Annotated in this window: 15 protein-coding genes; 5 read left to right on the top strand and 10 right to left on the bottom strand. The window is 71.9% G+C overall.

The annotated features are described in order from the left end of the window. Nucleotides 1–11 precede the first annotated feature (11 nt). Nucleotides 12–1049 (top strand): GrpB family protein, encoded by a 1038-nt coding sequence (locus ACFWN2_RS05445; RefSeq protein ID WP_382425048.1) that lies wholly within the window; start codon nucleotides 12–14, stop codon nucleotides 1047–1049. Here the strand turns inward: ACFWN2_RS05445 and ACFWN2_RS05440 are convergent. Further along, nucleotides 1027–1998, bottom strand: a complete 972-nt coding sequence (locus ACFWN2_RS05440; protein ID WP_382425047.1) for a GlxA family transcriptional regulator — start codon at nucleotides 1996–1998, stop codon at nucleotides 1027–1029. The genes ACFWN2_RS05445 and ACFWN2_RS05440 overlap by 23 nt on opposite strands. A 53-nt stretch (nucleotides 1999–2051) precedes the next feature. Here ACFWN2_RS05440 and ACFWN2_RS05435 point away from each other — a divergent pair, with 53 nt between their 5' ends. After that, nucleotides 2052–2429, top strand: a complete 378-nt coding sequence (locus tag ACFWN2_RS05435; RefSeq protein ID WP_382425046.1) for a cupin domain-containing protein — start codon at nucleotides 2052–2054, stop codon at nucleotides 2427–2429. Nucleotides 2430–2475: 46 nt separating this feature from the next. Here the strand turns inward: ACFWN2_RS05435 and ACFWN2_RS05430 are convergent, their stop codons facing one another. Further along, nucleotides 2476–4593: a choice-of-anchor P family protein gene (locus ACFWN2_RS05430; protein WP_382425045.1), complete on the bottom strand. Its 2118-nt coding sequence runs from the start codon at nucleotides 4591–4593 to the stop codon at nucleotides 2476–2478. 165 nt (nucleotides 4594–4758) lie between these two features. On the opposite strand from ACFWN2_RS05430, the gene ACFWN2_RS05425 reads away from it, so the two are divergent. Beyond that, on the top strand, nucleotides 4759–7479 hold the full coding sequence (locus ACFWN2_RS05425) for a BTAD domain-containing putative transcriptional regulator (protein WP_382425595.1): 2721 nt from the start codon (nucleotides 4759–4761) through the stop codon (nucleotides 7477–7479). Between the two features lie 685 nt (nucleotides 7480–8164). On the opposite strand, the gene ACFWN2_RS05420 is transcribed toward ACFWN2_RS05425, so the two are convergent. The 4 genes from ACFWN2_RS05420 to ACFWN2_RS05405 are packed head-to-tail and all read right to left on the bottom strand — an operon-like array spanning nucleotide 8165 to nucleotide 13243. Continuing rightward, nucleotides 8165–9688 carry an ATP-binding cassette domain-containing protein gene (locus ACFWN2_RS05420; RefSeq protein ID WP_382425044.1) on the bottom strand — a complete coding sequence of 508 codons (1524 nt, stop codon included), beginning with the start codon at nucleotides 9686–9688 and terminating at the stop codon, nucleotides 8165–8167. Nucleotides 9689–9692: 4 nt separating this feature from the next. Next, entirely contained in the window at nucleotides 9693–10538 is an 846-nt protein-coding gene (locus ACFWN2_RS05415) for an ABC transporter permease (RefSeq protein ID WP_382425043.1), read from the bottom strand. Next, a complete protein-coding gene (locus tag ACFWN2_RS05410; RefSeq protein ID WP_382425042.1) occupies nucleotides 10535–11485 on the bottom strand; it encodes an ABC transporter permease in 951 nt (316 codons plus the stop codon). The genes ACFWN2_RS05415 and ACFWN2_RS05410 overlap by 4 nt, the downstream gene beginning before the upstream one ends. Continuing rightward, the gene (locus tag ACFWN2_RS05405) at nucleotides 11486–13243 is read right to left on the bottom strand and encodes an ABC transporter substrate-binding protein (RefSeq protein WP_382425041.1); all 1758 of its coding nucleotides are present in this window, start codon (nucleotides 13241–13243) and stop codon (nucleotides 11486–11488) included. A 45-nt stretch (nucleotides 13244–13288) separates the two neighbouring features. Between ACFWN2_RS05405 and ACFWN2_RS05400 the strand changes: the two genes are divergently transcribed. After that, nucleotides 13289–14116 (top strand): M55 family metallopeptidase, encoded by an 828-nt coding sequence (locus tag ACFWN2_RS05400; protein ID WP_382425040.1) that lies wholly within the window; start codon nucleotides 13289–13291, stop codon nucleotides 14114–14116. Here the strand turns inward: ACFWN2_RS05400 and ACFWN2_RS05395 are convergent, their stop codons facing one another. After that, nucleotides 14117–15595 carry a hypothetical protein gene (locus ACFWN2_RS05395; protein ID WP_382425039.1) on the bottom strand — a complete coding sequence of 493 codons (1479 nt, stop codon included), beginning with the start codon at nucleotides 15593–15595 and terminating at the stop codon, nucleotides 14117–14119. Between ACFWN2_RS05395 and ACFWN2_RS05390 the strand changes: the two genes are divergently transcribed. Then, nucleotides 15594–16880: a M20/M25/M40 family metallo-hydrolase gene (locus tag ACFWN2_RS05390; protein ID WP_382425038.1), complete on the top strand. Its 1287-nt coding sequence runs from the start codon at nucleotides 15594–15596 to the stop codon at nucleotides 16878–16880. The genes ACFWN2_RS05395 and ACFWN2_RS05390 overlap by 2 nt on opposite strands. Here ACFWN2_RS05390 and ACFWN2_RS05385 read toward each other — a convergent pair. The 3 genes from ACFWN2_RS05385 to ACFWN2_RS05375 form a co-directional block, all read right to left on the bottom strand. Then, nucleotides 16830–17357 (bottom strand): pyridoxamine 5'-phosphate oxidase family protein, encoded by a 528-nt coding sequence (locus ACFWN2_RS05385; RefSeq protein ID WP_382425594.1) that lies wholly within the window; start codon nucleotides 17355–17357, stop codon nucleotides 16830–16832. The genes ACFWN2_RS05390 and ACFWN2_RS05385 overlap by 51 nt on opposite strands. A 61-nt stretch (nucleotides 17358–17418) precedes the next feature. Continuing rightward, on the bottom strand, nucleotides 17419–17994 hold the full coding sequence (locus tag ACFWN2_RS05380; protein ID WP_382425037.1) for a pyridoxamine 5'-phosphate oxidase family protein: 576 nt from the start codon (nucleotides 17992–17994) through the stop codon (nucleotides 17419–17421). 64 nt (nucleotides 17995–18058) lie between these two features. Continuing rightward, complete coding sequence (locus tag ACFWN2_RS05375) at nucleotides 18059–18637, bottom strand: DinB family protein (protein ID WP_382425036.1); 579 nt, start codon at nucleotides 18635–18637, stop codon at nucleotides 18059–18061. Between the last annotated feature and the right edge of the window lie 27 nt (nucleotides 18638–18664).

Below are 18664 nucleotides of genomic sequence, written 5' to 3'. Positions count from 1 at the left end.
GGGGGTCTGCTGTGAACATCGAGCTCGCCGAGTACGACGACGCGTGGCCCGGGTTGTTCGAACGGGAGCGTGCGCGGGTGGTGGGGGCGTTGCCGGGTGCGGTGCTGGAGCACGTGGGGTCGACGTCGGTGCCGGGGTTGTGCGCGAAGCCGGTGATCGACTTGTTGCTGGTGGTGGACGAGCCGGGCGACGAGGGGTCGTACATGCCGGCGTTGGAGGCGGCCGGGTACCGGGTGGTGGTCCGGGAGGACGACTGGCACGAGCACCGGGTTCTGAAGGGTCCGGACACGAACGTGAACCTGCACGTGTTCCCGCGGGGCTGTGCGCAGGTGCGGCGGCATCTGATCTTCCGGGACTGGTTGCGGGACAGTGACGAGGACCGTGAGCTGTACGCGTCGACGAAGCGGAAGCTGGCGGCGCTGGAGTGGGAGCGGGTGCAGGACTACGCGAACGCGAAGAACGCCGTGGTGCTGGAGATCCTGGAACGGGCGTATGCGGCGTGGCGGTTGCCGTCGGACGACGTGGAGTTCGTGACCGACGATCCGCCGCACAACGCGCCGGTGACGCTGGCGGAGTACGACCCGGTGTGGCCTGACTGGTACGCGGGTGAGGAGGCGAAGATCCGTGCCGCGCTGGGGTCGGGGATCGTGCGTCTGGAGCACGTGGGGTCCACGTCGGTGCCGGGTCTGGCCGCGAAGCCGTTGATCGACATTCTGCTGGTGGTGCCGGACTCGAATGACGAGGACGCGTACGTGCCGGCGTTGGTGCGGGCGGGCTATTACCTGCGGTTGCGGGAGCACGGCTGGTACGAGCACCGGTTGCTCAAGGGGACGGTGCCGAACGTGAACCTGCACGTCTTCTCCCCCAGGTGCGAGGAGGTGGACCGGATGCTGGCGTTCCGCGACCGGCTGCGCTCTCACACCTCCGACCGCGAGGAGTACGAGCGGACGAAGCGGGAGCTGGCGGGCCGGACGTGGGCGCGGGTGCAGGACTACGCGGACGCGAAGACGCGGGTGGTGGAGCGGATCATCCTGCGGGCGCTGGGCTGAACCGGCGCCGGTAGTCCGTCGGCGTGAGGCCGGTTTCGCGGCGCATCAACGCGCGGAGGTTGGCGGCGGTGCCGAGGCCGGTGCGGCGGGCGACGACGTCGAAGCGCCTCTCCCCCAGTTCGATCAGCCGGCAGGCGAGGGTGACGCGTTCGGCGGTGAGCCACGCGAGGGGTGTGGTGCCGAGTTGTGCCTGGAAGCGGCGGTGCAGGGTTGCGGGGCTGACGGCGGCGCGGGCGGCCAGTGCGGTGACGGTGAGCGGGGTGTCGAGGTGCTGTTGTGCCCAGGCGAGGACGGGGGCGAGTGACTCGTCGCGCAGGTCGGGTACGGGGCGTTCGACGAACTGGCGCTGGCCGCCGTCGCGGTGGGCGGCGAAGACGAGGCGGCGGCTGACGGAGCTGGCGATCTCGGCGCCGTGGTCGCGGCGGACGAGGTGCAGGCCGAGGTCGAGGGCGGCGGCGCTGCCGGCGGAGGTGAGGATGTCGCCGTCGTCGACGAACAGGACGTCGGGCTGGAGGTCGACCTGGGGGAAGCGGGTGCGGAACTCGTCGGCCCACTGCCAGTGGGCGGTGGCGCGGCGGCCGTCGAGGACTCCGGCTTCGGCGAGGGTGAAGGCGCCGCTGCAGAACCCGACGAGCCGGGCGCCTCGGGTGTGGGCGGTGCGGATGGCGTCGAGGACGTCGGGGCGTCGGGGTGTGTCGACGTTCGGGCGGTTGGGGACGATGAGGGTGTCGGCGTGCTCGGTGGCCTCTAGTCCGGCCACGCCGGTGAGGGTGAAGAAGCCGTCGCGCATGAGCGTGTCGGGTTCGGCGGCGCAGAGGCGGAAGTCGTAGAGGTGGCCGCCGATCTCGGGGCGGTGCAGGCCGAAGACCTCGGTGGCGCAGCCGAGTTCGAACGGGTTGGAGTTCTCGTCCACGATCACGACGACCCGGTGCGAGGATTCTTGCGGCATGTGCGATTCCTAGCACTCACGCGGGTGTCGCGTCACCCGAGAGGCTGGTCGGCATGAACCCGATCGCTCTGGACGACGCCCTGGCCTCGTTCGACGCCTTGTGGAGCCCGCGGATCGTCACCCGCGTCAACGACTACGACGTGCGCGTGGCGAAGGTCGAGGGTGAGCACGTGTGGCACGTGCACGACGACACCGACGAGTTCTTCCTCGTCCTGGACGGTGAGCTGCACATCGCGCTGCGGGAGCCCGAGCGGACGGTGGTGCTGGCGAAGGGCGCGGTGTTCACCGTGCCGCGAGGGACGTTCCACAAGCCGTCGGCGCCGCACGGCGCGAAGATCCTCATGTTCGAACCGTCCGGAACGCTGACCGTGGGCGACCGGCACGACGAGGTCCCGGCGCACGTGGACGCGACCACCGGGCACGAGCTGTGATGATGGGGGAGGTAGCGCGGGCCTCCCCCATCGTCATTTCAGCGGGTCAGCCCAGGCGGCAGGCCGACAGGATGATCTCCTGGCCGAGCAGGGTGCGGACGCGGACGGCGTTCTGGACGAGCTGGCCGTTCGGTCCGGTGGCGGTCTCGTTGAGGTGCACGGTCGCGACGCCGGGGATGCCGACGGTGGCGGGTCCGGTGCCGATGGGCTGGCCGTTGAGCGTGCCGACCTTGGACGAGCCGGTGATGCCGTTCGCGTCACTCACGCACTTGGCCTCGATGGCGTTGAGCTTGATCGCCCCACCGAGCAGGGTGGCTCCCTCCACCCGTGCGTTCGCCTCGGTGCGTCCGGTGTCGGCGTTGAGCGTGCAGTCGGCGTGCAGGGCGTTCACCGAGGCGAGGCCGAGCACGTTGATCGCGGCGACGGTCTTGTCCTCGTTGGGCGGGCATTGGGCGTGCGGGGTCTTGGCGACGGTGATCAGGCCGGTGGCGTTGAGCGCCCACGCCTCACCGCGCAGGTAGACGACGACCTTGACCACGGCGGTGGCGGAGGCGCCGTCGTCGTCGGTGACGCGCACGAGGACGGTGTGCGCGCCCAGGGCGGTGAACGTGCGGGAGGCGGTGCAGGTGCCGGAGCCCGCGCCCTGGGCGACGGTGCCGTTCACGACCGGGCTGCCGTCGTCGAAGTTCAGGGTGCAGGTGTGCTTGTCGTTGGTGGCGACGTCGGTGAACGGCGCGGTGAAGTTGACCGTGGTGCCGCGGGTGACGAGGGTCTTGTCGGCGGTGATCGTGACCTGCGGGGCGACGTTGGTCAGGGTCAGGGTGGTGGTCTGGGTGACGGGCGGGTTGATGCCGTCGTTCGCGGTGAGCTTGAGCTCCCAGACGCCGTCGTCGGTGCACTTGACGGTGGTGGTCTGGGCGGCGGCGTCACCGAACGCGCAGGTGGCGCCCGCGTCGACACCGGACTGCGCGGTGGCGGTCCAGGTGGTGCTCAGCGAGGGGCCGTCGGGGTCGGTGACCGTGCCGGCGAGTCCGACGTCGGTGCCTTCCTGACCGGCGTACGGGCCGCCGGGCTTCACCACGGGCGGTGCGTTGACCTTCACGGTGACGCACTCGGTCACGTCACCGGCTCCGCCGCCGTCGGTGCCGCGCGCGGTGACGCAGAGCTGGTGGGTTCCGGCGGTCAGGGCCGGGGTGTCGACGGTGTAGTCGACGGTCGCGGGGCCGTCCTGCGGCAGGCCCGGCGTGATGGAGGTGATCGGGATGTCGGCGCCGCCGTCGACCTTCAGCGTCAGCCCCGTGAGCTTGGAGGCGATGACGCCGGGCACGACGTCGGGCAGCTGGGAGACGTCCGGGACCTCGGTGCAGGTGCCGCCGGTGGTCTCGGCGATCTTGCGCAGCGAGTCCGTGCCGATGTTGCAGCCGGCGCCGTTGGACACGGCGAAGGTGAAGATCTTGATGCCCGCGTTCACGGCCTGCTGCAGGGCGGCGTCCACGGAGCCGCTGCCGGCGCCGTCGGACAGGAACACCATCAGCTTGCGCTGCTGCGGCGCGGTGACGGCGGTGGCGAGACCGGCGTCCAGGCCTCCGGCGAAGTTGGTGCCGGTGGGGACGTTGTAGTTGGTGAACAGGCCGACACCGCCGACGCGGGCGCTGACCATCGCCTCGACGACGTCGTTGGTGCCGTTGGCGTTGGCGTCGGCGCCGGGGGCGACGGTCTTCTGCTCGCCTGCCGCGGGGCTGATGTCGACGGTGGCGCCGGACGAGCCGAACACGGCGCCGCCGACGCTGCCGACGACGGTGTTCGGGACGGCCGCTTTCGCGTGCAGGGCCTTGACCGCGGCGATCTCGCAGTCGAGGACCCTGTCGGCCTGGCCGTCGCCGTTGACGTCACCGCCGCAGCCCGCGGCCACACCGGTGGCGGTGGAGCCGGACACGTCCACGACGTAGGTGAGCGCGGTGTCGACGACCGCGGCACCGGTGCCGATGGAGGCCTTGCCGGTGACGGTGACCGGGCCCGGTACGACGACGGCGTTGTTCGCCGGGCTGGTGATGGTCACCTCGATGCTGGTGCCACCGGGCAGGGTGGCGGTCGCCGCGTGTGCAGGGATGGCGAGTGCCACGGTGGCCGCTAGGGCGGCGCCGACCGTGATGCTGGGTCTCATGGTTCTCCGCTCGAATTCCGTTTCGTCCCCGACCGAACGGAAGGAGACCGCACGTGGCGGAGCTGATACGGGGTGTCACCGGGATGCATCGATAGTCGACCTATTCGGCCCAGTGCCCGTTGTGGCCTCGCGGATCTTGGAACTCGGGAAGAATCAGGCCTCGTGATGTTCGGGGTGCTCGGTCCGGTGCTGGTCGACGGCGTGGAGGTCGCGGCGCCGCGGCAGCGCGCGTTGCTGGCGATGCTCGTGCTCGACGCTGGTCGGATCGTGGGGCACGACCAGCTGATCGGCGGCTTGTACTCCGAACCGCCCATGGGTGCGGCGAACGCTCTACAGTCGCAGGTCTCCCGGTTGCGCCGAACGGTCCCGGGCGTGGTGATCGAGCACCACCCGGCGGGTTACCGGCTGGTCGCCGGCCCCTCCGAGGTGGATCACCTGGTGTGTGCCGAGCTGCTGGGCTCCGGGCGTGCCGCGGACGCGCTGGCGTTGTGGCGCGGACCGGCGCTGGCCGATGTGGACGCGCCGTTCGTGCAGGTCGCGAGGCACCGGCTGACAGAACTGCTCATCGACTGCGCACTGTCCGGCGGAACTGAGAAACACCTGCGCGACCTGCTCGTGGAGCATCCGTTGCGCGAGGACCTGCGGGCGGCGCTGATGCGGGCCCTGCACCGCGACGGGCGGCAGGGCGAGGCGCTGGAGGTGTTCGCGCGCGGCCGCGCCCTGCTGGCCGAGGAGCTCGGTGTCGACCCCTCCCCCGTGCTCGGCGACGCGCACCTGGAGGTGCTGCGCGCGCGGGCGCCGCACCGGGGTGTGCCGGCGCAGCTGACCAGCTTCGTCGGACGTGACGAGGACCTGCGGCGCGTGGCGAAGTGGCTGCGCGAGAACCGTCTCGTGACGCTGATCGGTCCCGGCGGCACGGGCAAGACCAGGCTGGCCGTCGAGGTCGCGCACCGCGAACCGGGCGAGGTCGCGTTCATCGACCTCAGCGCCACCGCCGACGTCGCCCGCGCGGTGCTCGACGGCGCCGGGGTGCGCGAGGCGGGGATGCTGCAGGGCGGGCCGGTCAGCGTGCAGGACAGGCTGCAGGCCGCGCTCGCCTCACGTGAGGTCGTCTTGGTCGTCGACAACTGCGAGCACGTCGTCGACGACGCCGCCCGCGTGCTCGGCGGCATCCTCGCCACGTGCCCGGACGTGCGGGTGCTCGCCACCAGCCGTGAGCCGCTCGGCATCACCGGCGAGACGCTGAGCCCCGTCACCGCGCTGGACGACGAGGCCGCCACGCGGCTGTTCCTGGATCGCGCGCAGGCCGTGAAGCCCGGCTTCCACGCCGACCCCGACGTGGTGGCGGAGGTGTGCCGGCGGCTGGACGGCATCGCGCTCGCCATCGAACTCGCCGCCGCGCGCGTCCGGACGCTGCCGCTGGCCGAGATCACCGCCCGGCTCGACGACCGGTTCCGGTTGCTGTCGCGGGGAAGCCGCACCGCCGCGCCCCGGCACCGCACGCTGCACGCCGTCGTCGAGTGGAGCTGGGACCTGCTCACCGGTCCTGAACGCGATCTCGCCGCCCGCTTCACCGTGTTCTCCGGCGGCGCCCGGCTCGACGCCGTCACCGCGGTGTGCGAGTCCGATGTGGACACCCTGTCCTCGTTGGTGGACAAGTCGCTCGTCGAGGTCACAGGCGACCGGTACCGGATGCTCGACACCATCCGCGCGTTCTGCGCCACCCACGCACCTGACCTGCGCGACCGTCACGCCCGCTGGTTCCTCGACCGGGCGCAGGAGGCCGAACCGCACCTGCGCGCGGCCGGGCAGATCGAGTGGCTCGCCGGGCTCGCCGCCGACCACGACAACCTCGTCGCCGCCGTCACCCGGGCCACCGCCCACGACCACGGGCTCGCGCTCGAGCTCGTCGCCGCGCTCGCGACCTACTACTGGTTCCGCGGCCTGCGCACCGAGGCGGCTCAGCAGGCCGACGCGGTGCTGCACGCGTGCGGCGAGACGCCTCCGCCCGGCCGGGAACAGGAGTACGCGCTGTGCCTGCTGATCGCCTGGCCCGCCGCGACCGGTGACCAGACCGCGCGCATCCGGCAGGCCGACGCGCTGATGGAGGAGCTCGTCGACCCGCCGCGCTACCCGATCACGACCCTGATGTGGGGCATGGCGCTCGGGGCGCCCGAGAACGACTCGCAGGTGTGGCACCGCCGCCACCGGCTGCTCGGCGACGACCCGTGGAGCGCGGCGCTCGCCCTGGTCGGCGACGGCCTGGTGGCCAGGATGGCGGGCGATCCGGTGACCGGTGAGGACCTGCTGCGGCGGGCCGCGGAGGCGTTCACCCGGCTCGGTGACCGCTGGGGTGCGGCGCTGGCGTTCAACCAGCTCGGCGAGATCGCACTGGCCCGCGGTGACGCCGCGAGCGCCCTGACCCACATCGAAGCGGGCCGTGGCCTGCTCGACGAGCTCGGCGCCTCCGAGGACACCGCCGAGGCGGTCGCCGCGCGTGCTCACGCCGCTCTGCTGACCGGTGACCTCGACGCCGCCCGCGCGGACTTCGTCCTCGCGCTCACCCTGGCCCGCCGGGCCGGGGCACCGGTCGTGCAGGCGGGTGCGCATCTCGGTCTGGCGGAGCTGGCGCGCGTCAGCGGCGACTACCCGGCCGCGCGCCGTGAGTGCGACCGGGCGTGGGAGCTGTGCCCCGGTGGCTGGTACGGGCCGGACCAGATGCGCTGTCACATCGCCGTGGAACGCGGGAAGGTCGCGAAGGCCGAGGGTGACCGGGGCGAGGCGCGCCGGCACTTCGACGAGGCGCTGCGGTGGGCGGTCGGGCAGCGCAACCACGTAACCGAGCTGGCCGTTCGCGCGGAACTCGCCGCCCTGACCGCGCCCTGATCCGCCGCCACCACAGCCACGGCGGCAGCCTGCGGTGCTCGACGAACGTCCACAGGTCGTCCTCGGCCACCTCGTTGGGGTGGCGGCGCAGCACGTCCAGGCACTCCCGCGACACCACGCCGTGCAGGCGGGCCACGTGCGCGAGCGCCGTGGCGCCCTGGCGGCGGACCTCGATGCGGTTGTGGTCCAGCGCGCGGGCCACGCGCCGCAAGACGAGCACGGGGTCGGGGTGCGACAGGGCCAGGCCGATCACCGCCACGCCGACCATGGCCTCGCCGCGGTCGAACGCCGCGTCGACCTCCTCGGGGCGGGCGATGCCCATCAGCGCGGCGTAGTCGTGCCAGTCCACGCCCAGGCCGCGTTCGGCGCGGTCGAGCAGGAACCGCCGGTGGCCGTCGGAGCGTTCGCCGGTGCGGTCGAAGTCCGCGGCCAGGTAGCGCCACACCGCGGCGGTGTCGGCGCGCGAGGTGGACGCGAGGATCCGGCACAGCTCCAGCACGTGCTCCGGATCGCTCGCCCGCGCGAGCTCGCCGAGGACACCGGGCGGGCGGCCCAGGTCGTGCCACGCCAGCCGGGCCAGTTCCGGCACCTCGCCGAGCGCGACCCAGCCACCGGCGCCGCCCCGGCCTATCTCGGCAGGCGTCAGCGACGCCCGATGCCGGGCGTGTTCGATCGGGATCACGCTCTAGACCTGCGGCACCGCGCGCACCAGGGCGCGGGTGTAGTCGTGAGAAGGGGTGAGGAGGACTTGTTCCACTGGGCCTTGTTCCACGATTTTCCCCTGGTGCATCACCGCGACCCGGTCGGCGATCTGCCACGCCAGCCCTAGGTCGTGCGTGATGAGCAATGAAGCAAGGCCGAGTTCGGCGCGCAACCGGAGCAGCAGGGCCACGATCTCCCCGCGCACCGAGGCGTCCAGGGAGGCGACGGGCTCGTCGGCGACCAGCAGACGGGGCGCCAGCACCAGTGCTCCGGCGATCACCACGCGCTGCTGCTGACCCCCGGACAGCTCGTGCGGCAGGGCGTCGAGGTACAGGCTCGCCGGACGCAGCTCCGCCCGTTCCACAGCGGCCGTGACCAGGGCTTCGTGGTCGCCGTCGACGCGGTGCACGCGCAGTCCCTCGGCGACCGCGTCGAACACGGTGTGACGCGGATTGAGGGCGCTGGACGGGTCTTGGAGCACGAGCTGCACCTGACGCCGGAACGCCTTGAGCGCCCTGCCGTTGCGAGCCACCTCGGCGCCGTCGAAGATCACCCGACCGGAGGACGGTGCCCGCAGCCCCATTATGGTACGAGCCAGTGTCGTTTTGCCGGAGCCGGACTGCCCGACCAGCGCCACGATCTCGCCCCGCCCGACCGTCAGGTCCACCCCGTCCACCGCGCGCATACGGCCGTAGTCGACCACCAGGTCCCGCACTTCGAGGAGCGGCTCCGGAGCGGGCGCGGGTTCGGTCCAGCGGTGCTGCGGGGCGCCGATCACCGGGAACGCCGCCGTCAGCGCCGCCGTGTGCGGGTGCCGCGGGTCGGCGATCACCTCACGGGCGCGACCGCGTTCGACCAGCTCGCCGCCCTGCATCACCGCGAGGTCCTCACACGTCTGCGCGAGCACCGACAGGTCGTGGCTGATCATCAGCAGCCCGAGGTCCTGCTCGGCGACCAGCCGCGTCATCAACGCCAGCACCTGCGCCTGCACCACGACGTCCAGCGCCGTCGTCGGCTCGTCCGCGATCACCAGCCGCGGCCCGCACGCCAGCGCCATCGCGATCATGACCCGCTGCTTCTGCCCGCCTGAGAGCTCGTGCGGATAGGCCCGCGCCTTGTCCCGCGGCAGCTCCACCTGCTCCAGCAGGTCCGCGACACTGCCGGGGGTGCCGTGCAGGCGCATCGGCTCGGCGATCTGGTCACCGACGCGCTGAACGGGGTTGAGCGAGTGCATCGCGCCCTGGAACACGATCGACGCCGACGCCCACCGCACCGCCCGCAACCGGCCCCACGACATCGTCCGCACGTCCTCGCCGTCGAGCAGGACCTCCCCCTCGACACGCGCAGACTTCGGCAGCAGCCGCAGCACCGACATCGCCACCGTCGACTTGCCCGACCCCGACTCGCCCGCCAGCCCCAGCGTGCCGCCCGGCGCCAGCGTGAGGCTCACGTCGTGGACGACGCGCTTGGGCCCGTAGTGGACGGTGAGGTTCTTCAACTCCAGCATGCGGTTACCTCTTCGGCGTCACAACGGCTTCGAGCGCCCGCCCGACGAGCGTGAACGCCAGCACCACGACCACGATCGCCAGTCCCGGCGGCAGCAGGTACCACCAGGCCCGCTGCGGCACCGCCCCGTGCAGCTGAGCCTGGTGCAGCATCGCGCCCCACGAGATCCGCGTCGGATCCCCCAGCCCGAGGAACGCCAGCGTCGACTCCGCCACGATCGCCGACGCCACCGCCAGGGTCGCGTTCACCAGCATCAGCGGCACCACCGACGGCAGCACGTGCCGGCCGATCACGTGCGCGTGGCCGCCGCCCAGGGCCCGTGCGCGTTCCACGAACGGGCGGGCCTCGATCGTGAGCGTCTGCGCCCGCACCATCCGCGCCGTGGACGGCCAGCTCGTCAGGCCGATCGCGAGGATGATCGTGCCCAGGCCGCGCGGCAGCACCGTCGACAGCGCGATCGCCAGCACCAGCGCCGGCAGCACCAGGAAGAAGTCCGTGACCCGCAGCAACGCGCCCGCCAGCAGACCGCCGAAGTGACCGCTGAGGATGCCCGCGAGCGTGCCGATGCCGACCGACAGCACCGCCGCCGTCAGCCCGACGAACAACGACGTGCCCGTGCCCTGCGCCATCAGCAACGCCACCGAACGGCCCGTGTGGTCGGTGCCCAGCCAGAACTCCGCGCCCGGCGGCTGCCACGCCCGCGCCGTCACCCGCGTGACGTCCAGGGCGTTGGCCGGGATCAGCAGCGGTGCGACCAGCGCGACCAGTGCCGCCGCGACCAGGGCGACCGCGCCCGCCACACCGCCCTTGTGCGCCAGGAACACACCCGCCCGGCGCTCGCTGACGCTCATACGACCCTCACCCGTGGATCCAGGACCCCGTGCAGCAGGTCGGCCAGCAGGTTCATCACCACGACCGCGCCCGCCGTCACGACCAGCAACCCCTGCAGCAGGAAGTAGTCCGGCCCGGTCAGCGCGTCGTAGAACAACAACCCCAGTCCCGGCCAGGAGAACACCGTCTCCGTCGTGATCGCCCCCGCCACCACCAGCCCGAACCGCAGGAACACCAGCGTGATCGCCGGCAGCACCGCGTTCGGCACGGCGTGACGGCGCCGCACCAGGTCGTCGCGCAACCCCTTCGCCCGCGCCGTCGTCAGGTAGGGGGCGTGCATCTCCTCCAGCAGCGAGGACCGCATCACCAGCGCGTACTCCGCGCACACCACCGCGACCAGCGTGACCGACGGCAGCACCAGGTGGTGACCGACGTCGAGGGCCTGCGAGACGAAGTCCGGCGCCGTGTCGGTGTCGCGCATGCCCCGCGACGGGAACAGGTCCCCGGTCACCATCATCAGCAGCATGCCGAGCCAGAACGTCGGCACCGCCCACAACGTCAGCGACACCCCCGTCGTGACCCGGTCGAACGCCGAGTCGCGACGCCACGCCGCCCGCACCCCGAGCCACAGCCCCAGCAGCACCGCGATCAGCGTCGCCGTGCCGACCAGCAGCACCGTCGGCCCCAGACGCTCCAGGATCACGTCGGTGACCGGGCGGCGGAACGTGAACGACGTCCCCAGATCACCCCGCAGCAGCGAGGTGAAGTAGCTCCAGAACTGCTCGTGCAGAGGACGGTCCAGACCGAACTGCGCGCGCAACGCGGCCTGCATCTCCGCCGTGACCGGGCGGCCCCGTGTCATCGACACGACGGGATCGCCCGGCACCACCCGGAACAGGAAGAAGCCCAGCACCGCCACCATCAGCAGACTGAGCGCGGCACCGCCGAACCGGCCGGCGAGCCGCACCTACTCGCGCTCCCCGGCCGTGGCGCTGCGCCGCCGCGCCATCCACACCACCACCAGCACCAGGCCGCCGATCAGCGCACCGCCGATCGCGAGCCCGGCCCACCTGCTGCCCTGGGCCTGCGCGGTGCGGCCGGCGGGTTCGGCGCCGTAGTAGCCCCACATGCCGTTCTGCGCCATGATCACGCCGCCCTGAGCGGGCTGCGTGGTGAACCCGGCGAAGCGGTCGGACCGGTAGCCCTCCAGCGCGTTCTCGTAGGCGAGCACGACGGCGGGCACCTGGTCGTAGAAGCGGGCCTGCATCCGCTTGACGATCTCGACGCGCTTGCCCTCGTCGAACGCCGAGAGCTGCTGGGCGTAGAGCTCGTCGTAGGTCTCGTCGCAGAAGTACGTGTCGGTCGTGCCGCCCTTGCCGTCGGCGCCGGGCCGTTGCGCGCAGGTGTGCAGGCCCAGCACGAAGTCCGGGTCGATGTTGGTCGACCAGCCCGAGAACGCCAGGTCGTAGGTGGCTGCGGTGGTGGCCTCGTTGAGCTGGTTGTCCGACACCAGCCGCACGTCCAGCGCGATGCCGATGTCGCTCATCGACCGCTTGAGGTACTCGCTGGCCTGCTCGTCGTAGGCCCGCCCGGCGCGTCCGATCAGCCGCAGCCCGAACCGGGTGCCGTCGGCGCCGCGCGGGTGGCCGGCGGCGTCGAGTGCCGCGTTGGCCGCGGCCGGGTCGAACCGGCGCTGCTCCTGTTCGCCCGGCTGCCAGTGCCACTTGCCGAACACCGGCGGCACCAGCCCGGCGCCCTTGACCGCGTAGCCGAGGTTGACCCGCGCCACCAGGGCGTCGAGGTCGATGGCCTGCGCGATCGCCCTGCGCACCGCGACGTCCCTGAGCTGCGGGGCGCCGTCACCGATCGGGACACCGGTGCGGGTCTGCGCGCCGGGGTTGATCATCAGCTCGGTGAAGCGGCGGCCCTGGGCCTTGTTGCGGGTGACGCCGGCCTTGCTGTCGAGGGAGTCGAACTGGGCGGGCGCCATCCGGTTGACCAGGTCGACCTCGCCCTTGGCCAGCGCCTGCACCGCGGCGTCGGAGTTCTGGAAGTACACGAAGTGCAGCTCGTCGACCTTCGGCGCGCCCCGCCAGTAGTTCTTGTTGGCCTTGAGCTTGATGAACTGCCCCGCCTCGTGCTCGGTCAGCACGAACGGGCCTGACCCCACCACCGGCATCCGGTCGTTGGTGTAGTCCTTGACGGCGCCGACCTTCTCCCACACGTGCTTGGGCACGATCGGGACGTCCAGCGCGAGCATCGTCACCTGCGGCGTCTTCGTCCGGATGACCACGGTCCGGTCATCGGGCGCCGTGACGTCCTGGAAGTTCGTGACGAAGCCGCCGTTGGCCGTGCGCGCGACCTCGTCGGTGAGCATCAGGTCGTAGGTGAACGCGACGTCGTGCGCGGTGATCGGCTGCCCGTCGGACCACTTCTTGCCGTCGGGGACGGTGAAGGTCCAGGTGAGCCTGTCCGGTGAGGACTCCCACCTGTTCGCGATGCCCTCGGTCACCGTCTGGTCCGCCGCGGCGTAGGCGGTCAGGTAGTCGTACATCAGCCGGCCGATCTCGGTGCTCGACTGGAACACCGCGAGGAACGGGTTCAGCGAGTCGATCTGCTGCACGATCGCGACCTTCAGCACGACCGGCGCCTGCGCCGCCGCCGGAGGTGCCGACAGCCCCACTGTCGTTGCTGCTGCAAGCAACGCGCACCACTTCACCCGCACGAAAAACCCCTCTTCCCCAGCGGCCCGCCGCTAACTTACCGAGATGTGCGGATCATGATCTCGGCGGACATGGAAGGCGCCACCGGAGTCACCTGGACCGGGGACGTCGTTCCCGGCACCGAGCAGTGGCAACGGTTCCGGCGCCTGCTCACAGCGGACGTCAACGCCTGCGTCACCGGCCTGCTCGCCGGCGGCGCGACCCAGGTGATCGTCAACGAGGCCCACTCCTCGCAACGCAACCTCCTGCTCGAAGACCTCCACGCCTCGGCACGACTGCTCACCGGCCGCCACAAACCGCTGTCGATGATGCAAGGTATCGACTCCGATGTGGACGGTGTCGTCTTCCTCGGCTACCACACCGGCGCGGGCACCCGAGGCGTGCTCGCCCACACCTACATGGAGAACTCCGTCACCGGCGTGTGGCTCGACGGAGTCCTCGCCTCCGAAGGCAGGCTCAACGCCGCTCTGGCCGCCGAGCACGGCGTTCCCGTGCTGCTCGTGACCGGTGACGACCTCACGTGCGCCGACGCCGTCTCCTACGCCGCCTCGGCGTGGACGGTCGCGGTCAAGGAGTGCGTGTCGCGCTACGCCGCTGTGTGCCTGCCACCCGCCGTGACTTCTTCACAGATCACAGAGGCCTCGACCGCGTCCATGGCGTCGGCGGGCCGCGGCGAGGCCGTCGTTGCGCCGCACCGGATCGAGGTGGAGTTCGACGCCTCGCACCTTGCGGAGGCCGCCGCGATCGTGCCGACCGTCGAGCTGCTCGGGGCGCGCCGGGTCGGGTTCGACGCCGCGTCGATGACCGAGGCCATGAAGGCGTTCAAGGTGGTCACGCACATCGCGGGCGCGGCCGTCGAGGACCTCTACGGCTGACTACAGCTCCGCGAGCCGCAGCAGCCGTTCCATCTCCCGCACCGGCAACCACAGCGACCCGGCCGCCGCGTGGACGGTCCGTTCGTCGGGGTCGTCGAGCAACGCGACCAGTGCGTGCTCCGGCAGGTTGTGGTGGCCGGCGACCGCGTGCCGCACCTCGGCGGCGGGATCGGCGGCCAGCGCGGCGGCGATCCCGCCGGGCAGGTCTGGGTCACGCGGCGCCAGGCACCGCATCCGCGGGTCGGGGTCGGTGGCGAACCGGCGCAGCACCTGCGCCGGGAACCTCAGCACGTCCGCCGGCCGCCACGGGGCGAAATTCGTGTCCGCGGGATTGAACTCGCGGTCCATGCGCTCCGCGGTCGCCGCGTCCACCAGGTGCGGGGCGTGCTCGGCCATGATCCACCGGATGTCCTGCTCGTCGTCGGCGAGCAGCCGGGCGACCGCCTCCGGGGGCAGCGCCTCGTGACTGGAGGCCGCCGAGGCGCGGAAACACGGGTACGGCGAGCCGACGTGCGGCAACGGGTCGGCTCGCACCCACTCCAGGCGCAGCATCCGCAGCTCACCGGACGCCACCGCCCGTTCGAGCTGCTCGTCGCCGCCGAACGACAGGGGCACGGCGCCGAGATCTGCGTGGATGGCCGCCCGCAGCGGTTCGGGGGTGTCCTGCCGCTGGAACACCCCGACCCTGACCCGCGGGTTCGCATCGGCGCCGAGCACGTCACGCAGCTCCGCCGGCAACCGCGGGTGCCTGGCCAGCTCCACCCGCACGTCCGCGTCGGGGTCCTGCGCCAGCCACCGGGCCGTCCGCTCGTCGAGGGCGAGGTGGCGAACCACCCCGGCCCTGGTGACCGGATCCGCCAGCAGGGCGGGAACCAGGTCCGGGAGGGGCAGACCGGGGTGGTGGGCCGAGCACGCCGCCTCCCGGACACCGTCGTCCGCGTCGGTCAGCAGGGCGCGCCGCACGTGCTCCGGTGCGGCCGGCCAGTGACGGGCCAGCGTCGCCCTGACCTCGGCGCTTGGGTCGGCGGCGAGACGTTCCCGCAGGTCGTCGGGCATGGCCTTGTTCTCGGCGAGGAACTTGCGGGTCGTCGGTTCGGAGGCGGTCAGCAGCAGCTCGAACACCTCGCGCGCCGTGCCGTGGCGGCAGCCGGCCGCGAGAGCGGCGAGCACGGCCGCATCGGGATGGCGGGCCAGCCGGAGCCGGAACGACTCGGGCAGGCGCTCGTTGAACGCCAGCGCGCGCAGCAGCCGCGGCTCGCCCGTGCCGATCATCTCGTCGATCAGCCCGGTCGTGAGGTCCGGCCGTGCCGCGACCTCGCCCCGGCGGTGGGCGATCAGGCGGCGGACTAGTCCCTCGGGCAGCACCGGGTTGAGAGCGAGCCCTTCCAGGGCCTTCTGCAGGTGCACCGGTGTCCCCCAGGTGATCGGCACAGGCCCGTGACGATTCCACACGACGGCGACGGATACGGTGGGATTCATGGCGCTCGACGTCGCGCAGGTGTGCGCGCAGCTGATCCGCTTCGACACCACCAACCGAGGCGGCGGCGACTCCGCCGGCGAGCGGGAGGCCGCCGAGCACGTCGCGGCGATCCTGCAGGACAGTGGCGTGCACTCGACGTTGCTCGAACCGGCCCCGCGGCGCACCAACGTCCTGGCCCGCGTGCACGGCATCGATCCGTCGCTGCCCGCCGTGCTGGTCCAGTGCCACCTCGACGTCGTGCCCGCCGACCCGGCCGAGTGGAGCTTCGACCCGTTCGCCGGCGAGATCCGCGACGGGTTCGTGCACGGCCGGGGCGCGGTCGACATGAAGGACATGGCCGCGATGACGCTGGCCGTCCTCGACCGCTGGCACACCGAGGGCCGCCGGCCGCGCCGCGACGTGGTGCTGGCGTTCGTCGCCGACGAGGAGGACCAGGGCGCCTACGGGGCGCATTGGCTCGTGGAGCACCACGCCGCGCACTTCGCCGGGGTCGAGGCCGCGATCAGCGAGTCCGGCGCGTTCTCCTACGACGTCGACGGCGTGCGGCTCTACCCGGTCGGCACCGCCGAACGCGGCACCTCGCACATGAGGCTCACCGCCACCGGACGCGCCGGGCACGGGTCGCGGCGCAACGACGAGAACGCGGTCACCGCGCTCGTCACGACCCTGGCGCGGATCGCGGCGTTCCGCCACCCCGTCCGGCTCACGCCGACCGTCGAGGCGTTCCTCGTGGGCGCGGGCAAGGCGCTCGGGGTGGAGGTCGACCTCGACGACGTCGACGGCACGCTGGCCCGCCTCGGCCCCGCGGCGAAGCTGGTGGAGAACACCGTGCGCTGCTCGACCACGCCGACGATGCTGTCCGCCGGGTACAAGGTCAACGTCATCCCCGGCACCGCCACCGCGCAGCTCGACGTCCGCACCCTGCCCGGCACCGTCGACGAGCTCGTCGCCGACATCGACTCGCTGCTCTCACCCGGCGTCACCCGCGAGTTCCTCGAACACCAGCCGCCCGTCGAGGCCCCGATCGACACGCCCTGGTTCACCGCCATGGCCGACGCCCTGCGCGACGAGGACCCCGCCGCCCACGTCGTGCCCTACTGCCTCGGCGGCGGCACCGACGCCAAGGCCTTCAGCCAGCTCGGCATCCACTGCTACGGCTTCTCACCCCTGCAACTGCCCGCCGGGTTCGACTACCGCGCGATGGCCCACGGCGTCGACGAACGCGTCCCCGTCTCAGGCCTGGAGTTCGGCGTGCGCGTCCTGGACCGCTTCCTGTCGAGCTGACCGCCGCTGCACCAGCTCCTGCACCGCGCTGGGCAGCGTCGTCTCGAAGTCGATCAGCTTCGCCCACGTCGGCGTCACCACGATCCGCACCATGCCGTCGTAGAGCGAGCGGACCTCCCGCTCCCACACCACCCGCTGTTCCGCGGTCATCTCGTAGCTGCCGTTCATCTGCAAGTACTCGTCCGGGATGCCGTCGACCACGTCCAGCTCGACCGTGCCGCGGATCAGCAGGATCTTCGGCGGATGCACCTCGGTGTCGATCGTCAGCGCCACCGCCGGGTTGGCCCGCAGCGCGTGCAGCTTCGGCGCGTTCGTCGAGGTGCACAGCACCAGCTGCTCGCCGTTCCAGGCGAACGCGATCGGGATCGACCGCGGCGTGCCGTCCTTCGCCACGTACGCCAGCCGGCACAGGTCGCGGTGCAGCAGCTCCCTGCTGTACGGCCGGTCCAGAACCTCGGTGATCTCGCTCCGCGTCATCGTCATGCCCCAGGGACGGAGCCGCCACGACGCTCTCGACATCGCCCGCGAAGAAACTTTCTCAGCGCGGCGGCAACGGCAGTTGCACGGCGGGCAGACCGTCGATGCTCGCGATGTTGTACGGCTTCTTGTTCGTGTACTCGCGGAACTCCTCGTCGCTCTTGCGACCGAAGTAGTCCGCGTGCAGGTCGCGCTCCGACCGGTAGTCCATGAACGGCACCGCGAACCCGCACGAGTCGCTGATCATCTCCGCCGTCACCACGACCACCGCCCGCAACGCGGGCCCGTCCGCCTCCCCGAACCCCGCCACCAGCCCGGCGAACCGCGGGTCGTCGCGGAACACCGGCTCACCGCGGCCGTGCACGCGCAGGATGGTCGGCGGCCCGTCGAACGCACACCACATCAGCGTGATGCGGCCGTTCTCCCGCAGATGCGCGATCGTCTCGGCGTGACTGCCGCCGAAGTCGAGGTAGGCCACCGTGCGGTCGTCGAGGATCCGCAGCGTGCCCTGCCGGCCCTTGGGCGAGAGGTTGACGTGCCCGTCACCGGCCAGCGGCGCGCTGGCCACGAAGAACACCTTCTGCTCCTCGATGAACTTCCACAGCCGCGGCTCGATGCGCTCGTATTCCTTACCCATGCTTCGCAGTATTGATCGCCCCGGCCGCCCTGTCAGCCGCGATTCCAGCACGTGAACGCGCCCGTCACGCCTGCCCGGACGCCTTGCGCGCCTCCAGCTCCAGCCGGTCCCAGTACGCCTGCCAGTCCTGCTCCGGCAGGTTCGAGTTGCCCGCCCGCAGCCCGGCCACCCCGTCGAGGCCCTCCCGCAGGATGTCCGCGTGCCCCGCGTGCCGGTTCACCTCCGCGATCTCGTGCACCAGCAGCAGGTGCAGCGTCACGTACTTGCGCTCCTCCGGCCACCACGGCACCACACCCGGCGCGTCCAGCGGCAGCTCCTCGATCGTGGTGTCCGCGAACGCCGTCGCCCGCGCGAACAGGCCCAGCACGGACTCGCGCGACTCGTCCGCGGTGGCGAACATGTCCGAGTTCGGGTCGGCGTCGAGGTCGAACGGCGCCTTCTCCGGGAACGGGCGGCCCAGGCAGTCACCGAAGTACCCCGCCTCGACCCACGCCAGGTGCTTGGCCAGCCCCAGCAGGTTCGTGCCCGTCGGGGTGAGCGGGCGGCGCACGTCGTACTCCGAGAGGCCGTCGAGCTTCCACAGGAACGACTCGCGCGCGGTCTTGAGGTAGCGGTGCAGGTCGGCTTTCGGGTCTGAGGCCATGCCCGTCACCCTTGCAGAGCGCGCCCG

Source organism: Lentzea sp. NPDC058436 (assembly GCF_042721515.1).
Taxonomy (GTDB): Bacteria; Actinomycetota; Actinomycetes; order Mycobacteriales; family Pseudonocardiaceae; genus Lentzea.
This window is presented reverse-complemented; position numbering and strand designations above follow the sequence as displayed.

What these genes read in the sequence shown, in the direction of transcription:
- ACFWN2_RS05390 (WP_382425038.1), top strand. Translation starts at nt 15,594, where the DNA reads ATGGCGCTCGACGTCGCGCAGGTGTGCGCGCAGCTGATCCGCTTCGAC.
- ACFWN2_RS05395 (WP_382425039.1), bottom strand. Translation starts at nt 15,595, where the DNA reads ATGAATCCCACCGTATCCGTCGCCGTCGTGTGGAATCGTCACGGGCCT.
- ACFWN2_RS05440 (WP_382425047.1), bottom strand. Translation starts at nt 1,998, where the DNA reads ATGCCGCAAGAATCCTCGCACCGGGTCGTCGTGATCGTGGACGAGAAC.
- ACFWN2_RS05375 (WP_382425036.1), bottom strand. Translation starts at nt 18,637, where the DNA reads ATGGCCTCAGACCCGAAAGCCGACCTGCACCGCTACCTCAAGACCGCG.
- ACFWN2_RS05380 (WP_382425037.1), bottom strand. Translation starts at nt 17,994, where the DNA reads ATGGGTAAGGAATACGAGCGCATCGAGCCGCGGCTGTGGAAGTTCATC.
- ACFWN2_RS05435 (WP_382425046.1), top strand. Translation starts at nt 2,052, where the DNA reads ATGAACCCGATCGCTCTGGACGACGCCCTGGCCTCGTTCGACGCCTTG.
- ACFWN2_RS05415 (WP_382425043.1), bottom strand. Translation starts at nt 10,538, where the DNA reads ATGAGCGTCAGCGAGCGCCGGGCGGGTGTGTTCCTGGCGCACAAGGGC.
- ACFWN2_RS05385 (WP_382425594.1), bottom strand. Translation starts at nt 17,357, where the DNA reads ATGACGCGGAGCGAGATCACCGAGGTTCTGGACCGGCCGTACAGCAGG.
- ACFWN2_RS05425 (WP_382425595.1), top strand. Translation starts at nt 4,759, where the DNA reads ATGTTCGGGGTGCTCGGTCCGGTGCTGGTCGACGGCGTGGAGGTCGCG.
- ACFWN2_RS05430 (WP_382425045.1), bottom strand. Translation starts at nt 4,593, where the DNA reads ATGAGACCCAGCATCACGGTCGGCGCCGCCCTAGCGGCCACCGTGGCA.
- ACFWN2_RS05420 (WP_382425044.1), bottom strand. Translation starts at nt 9,688, where the DNA reads ATGCTGGAGTTGAAGAACCTCACCGTCCACTACGGGCCCAAGCGCGTC.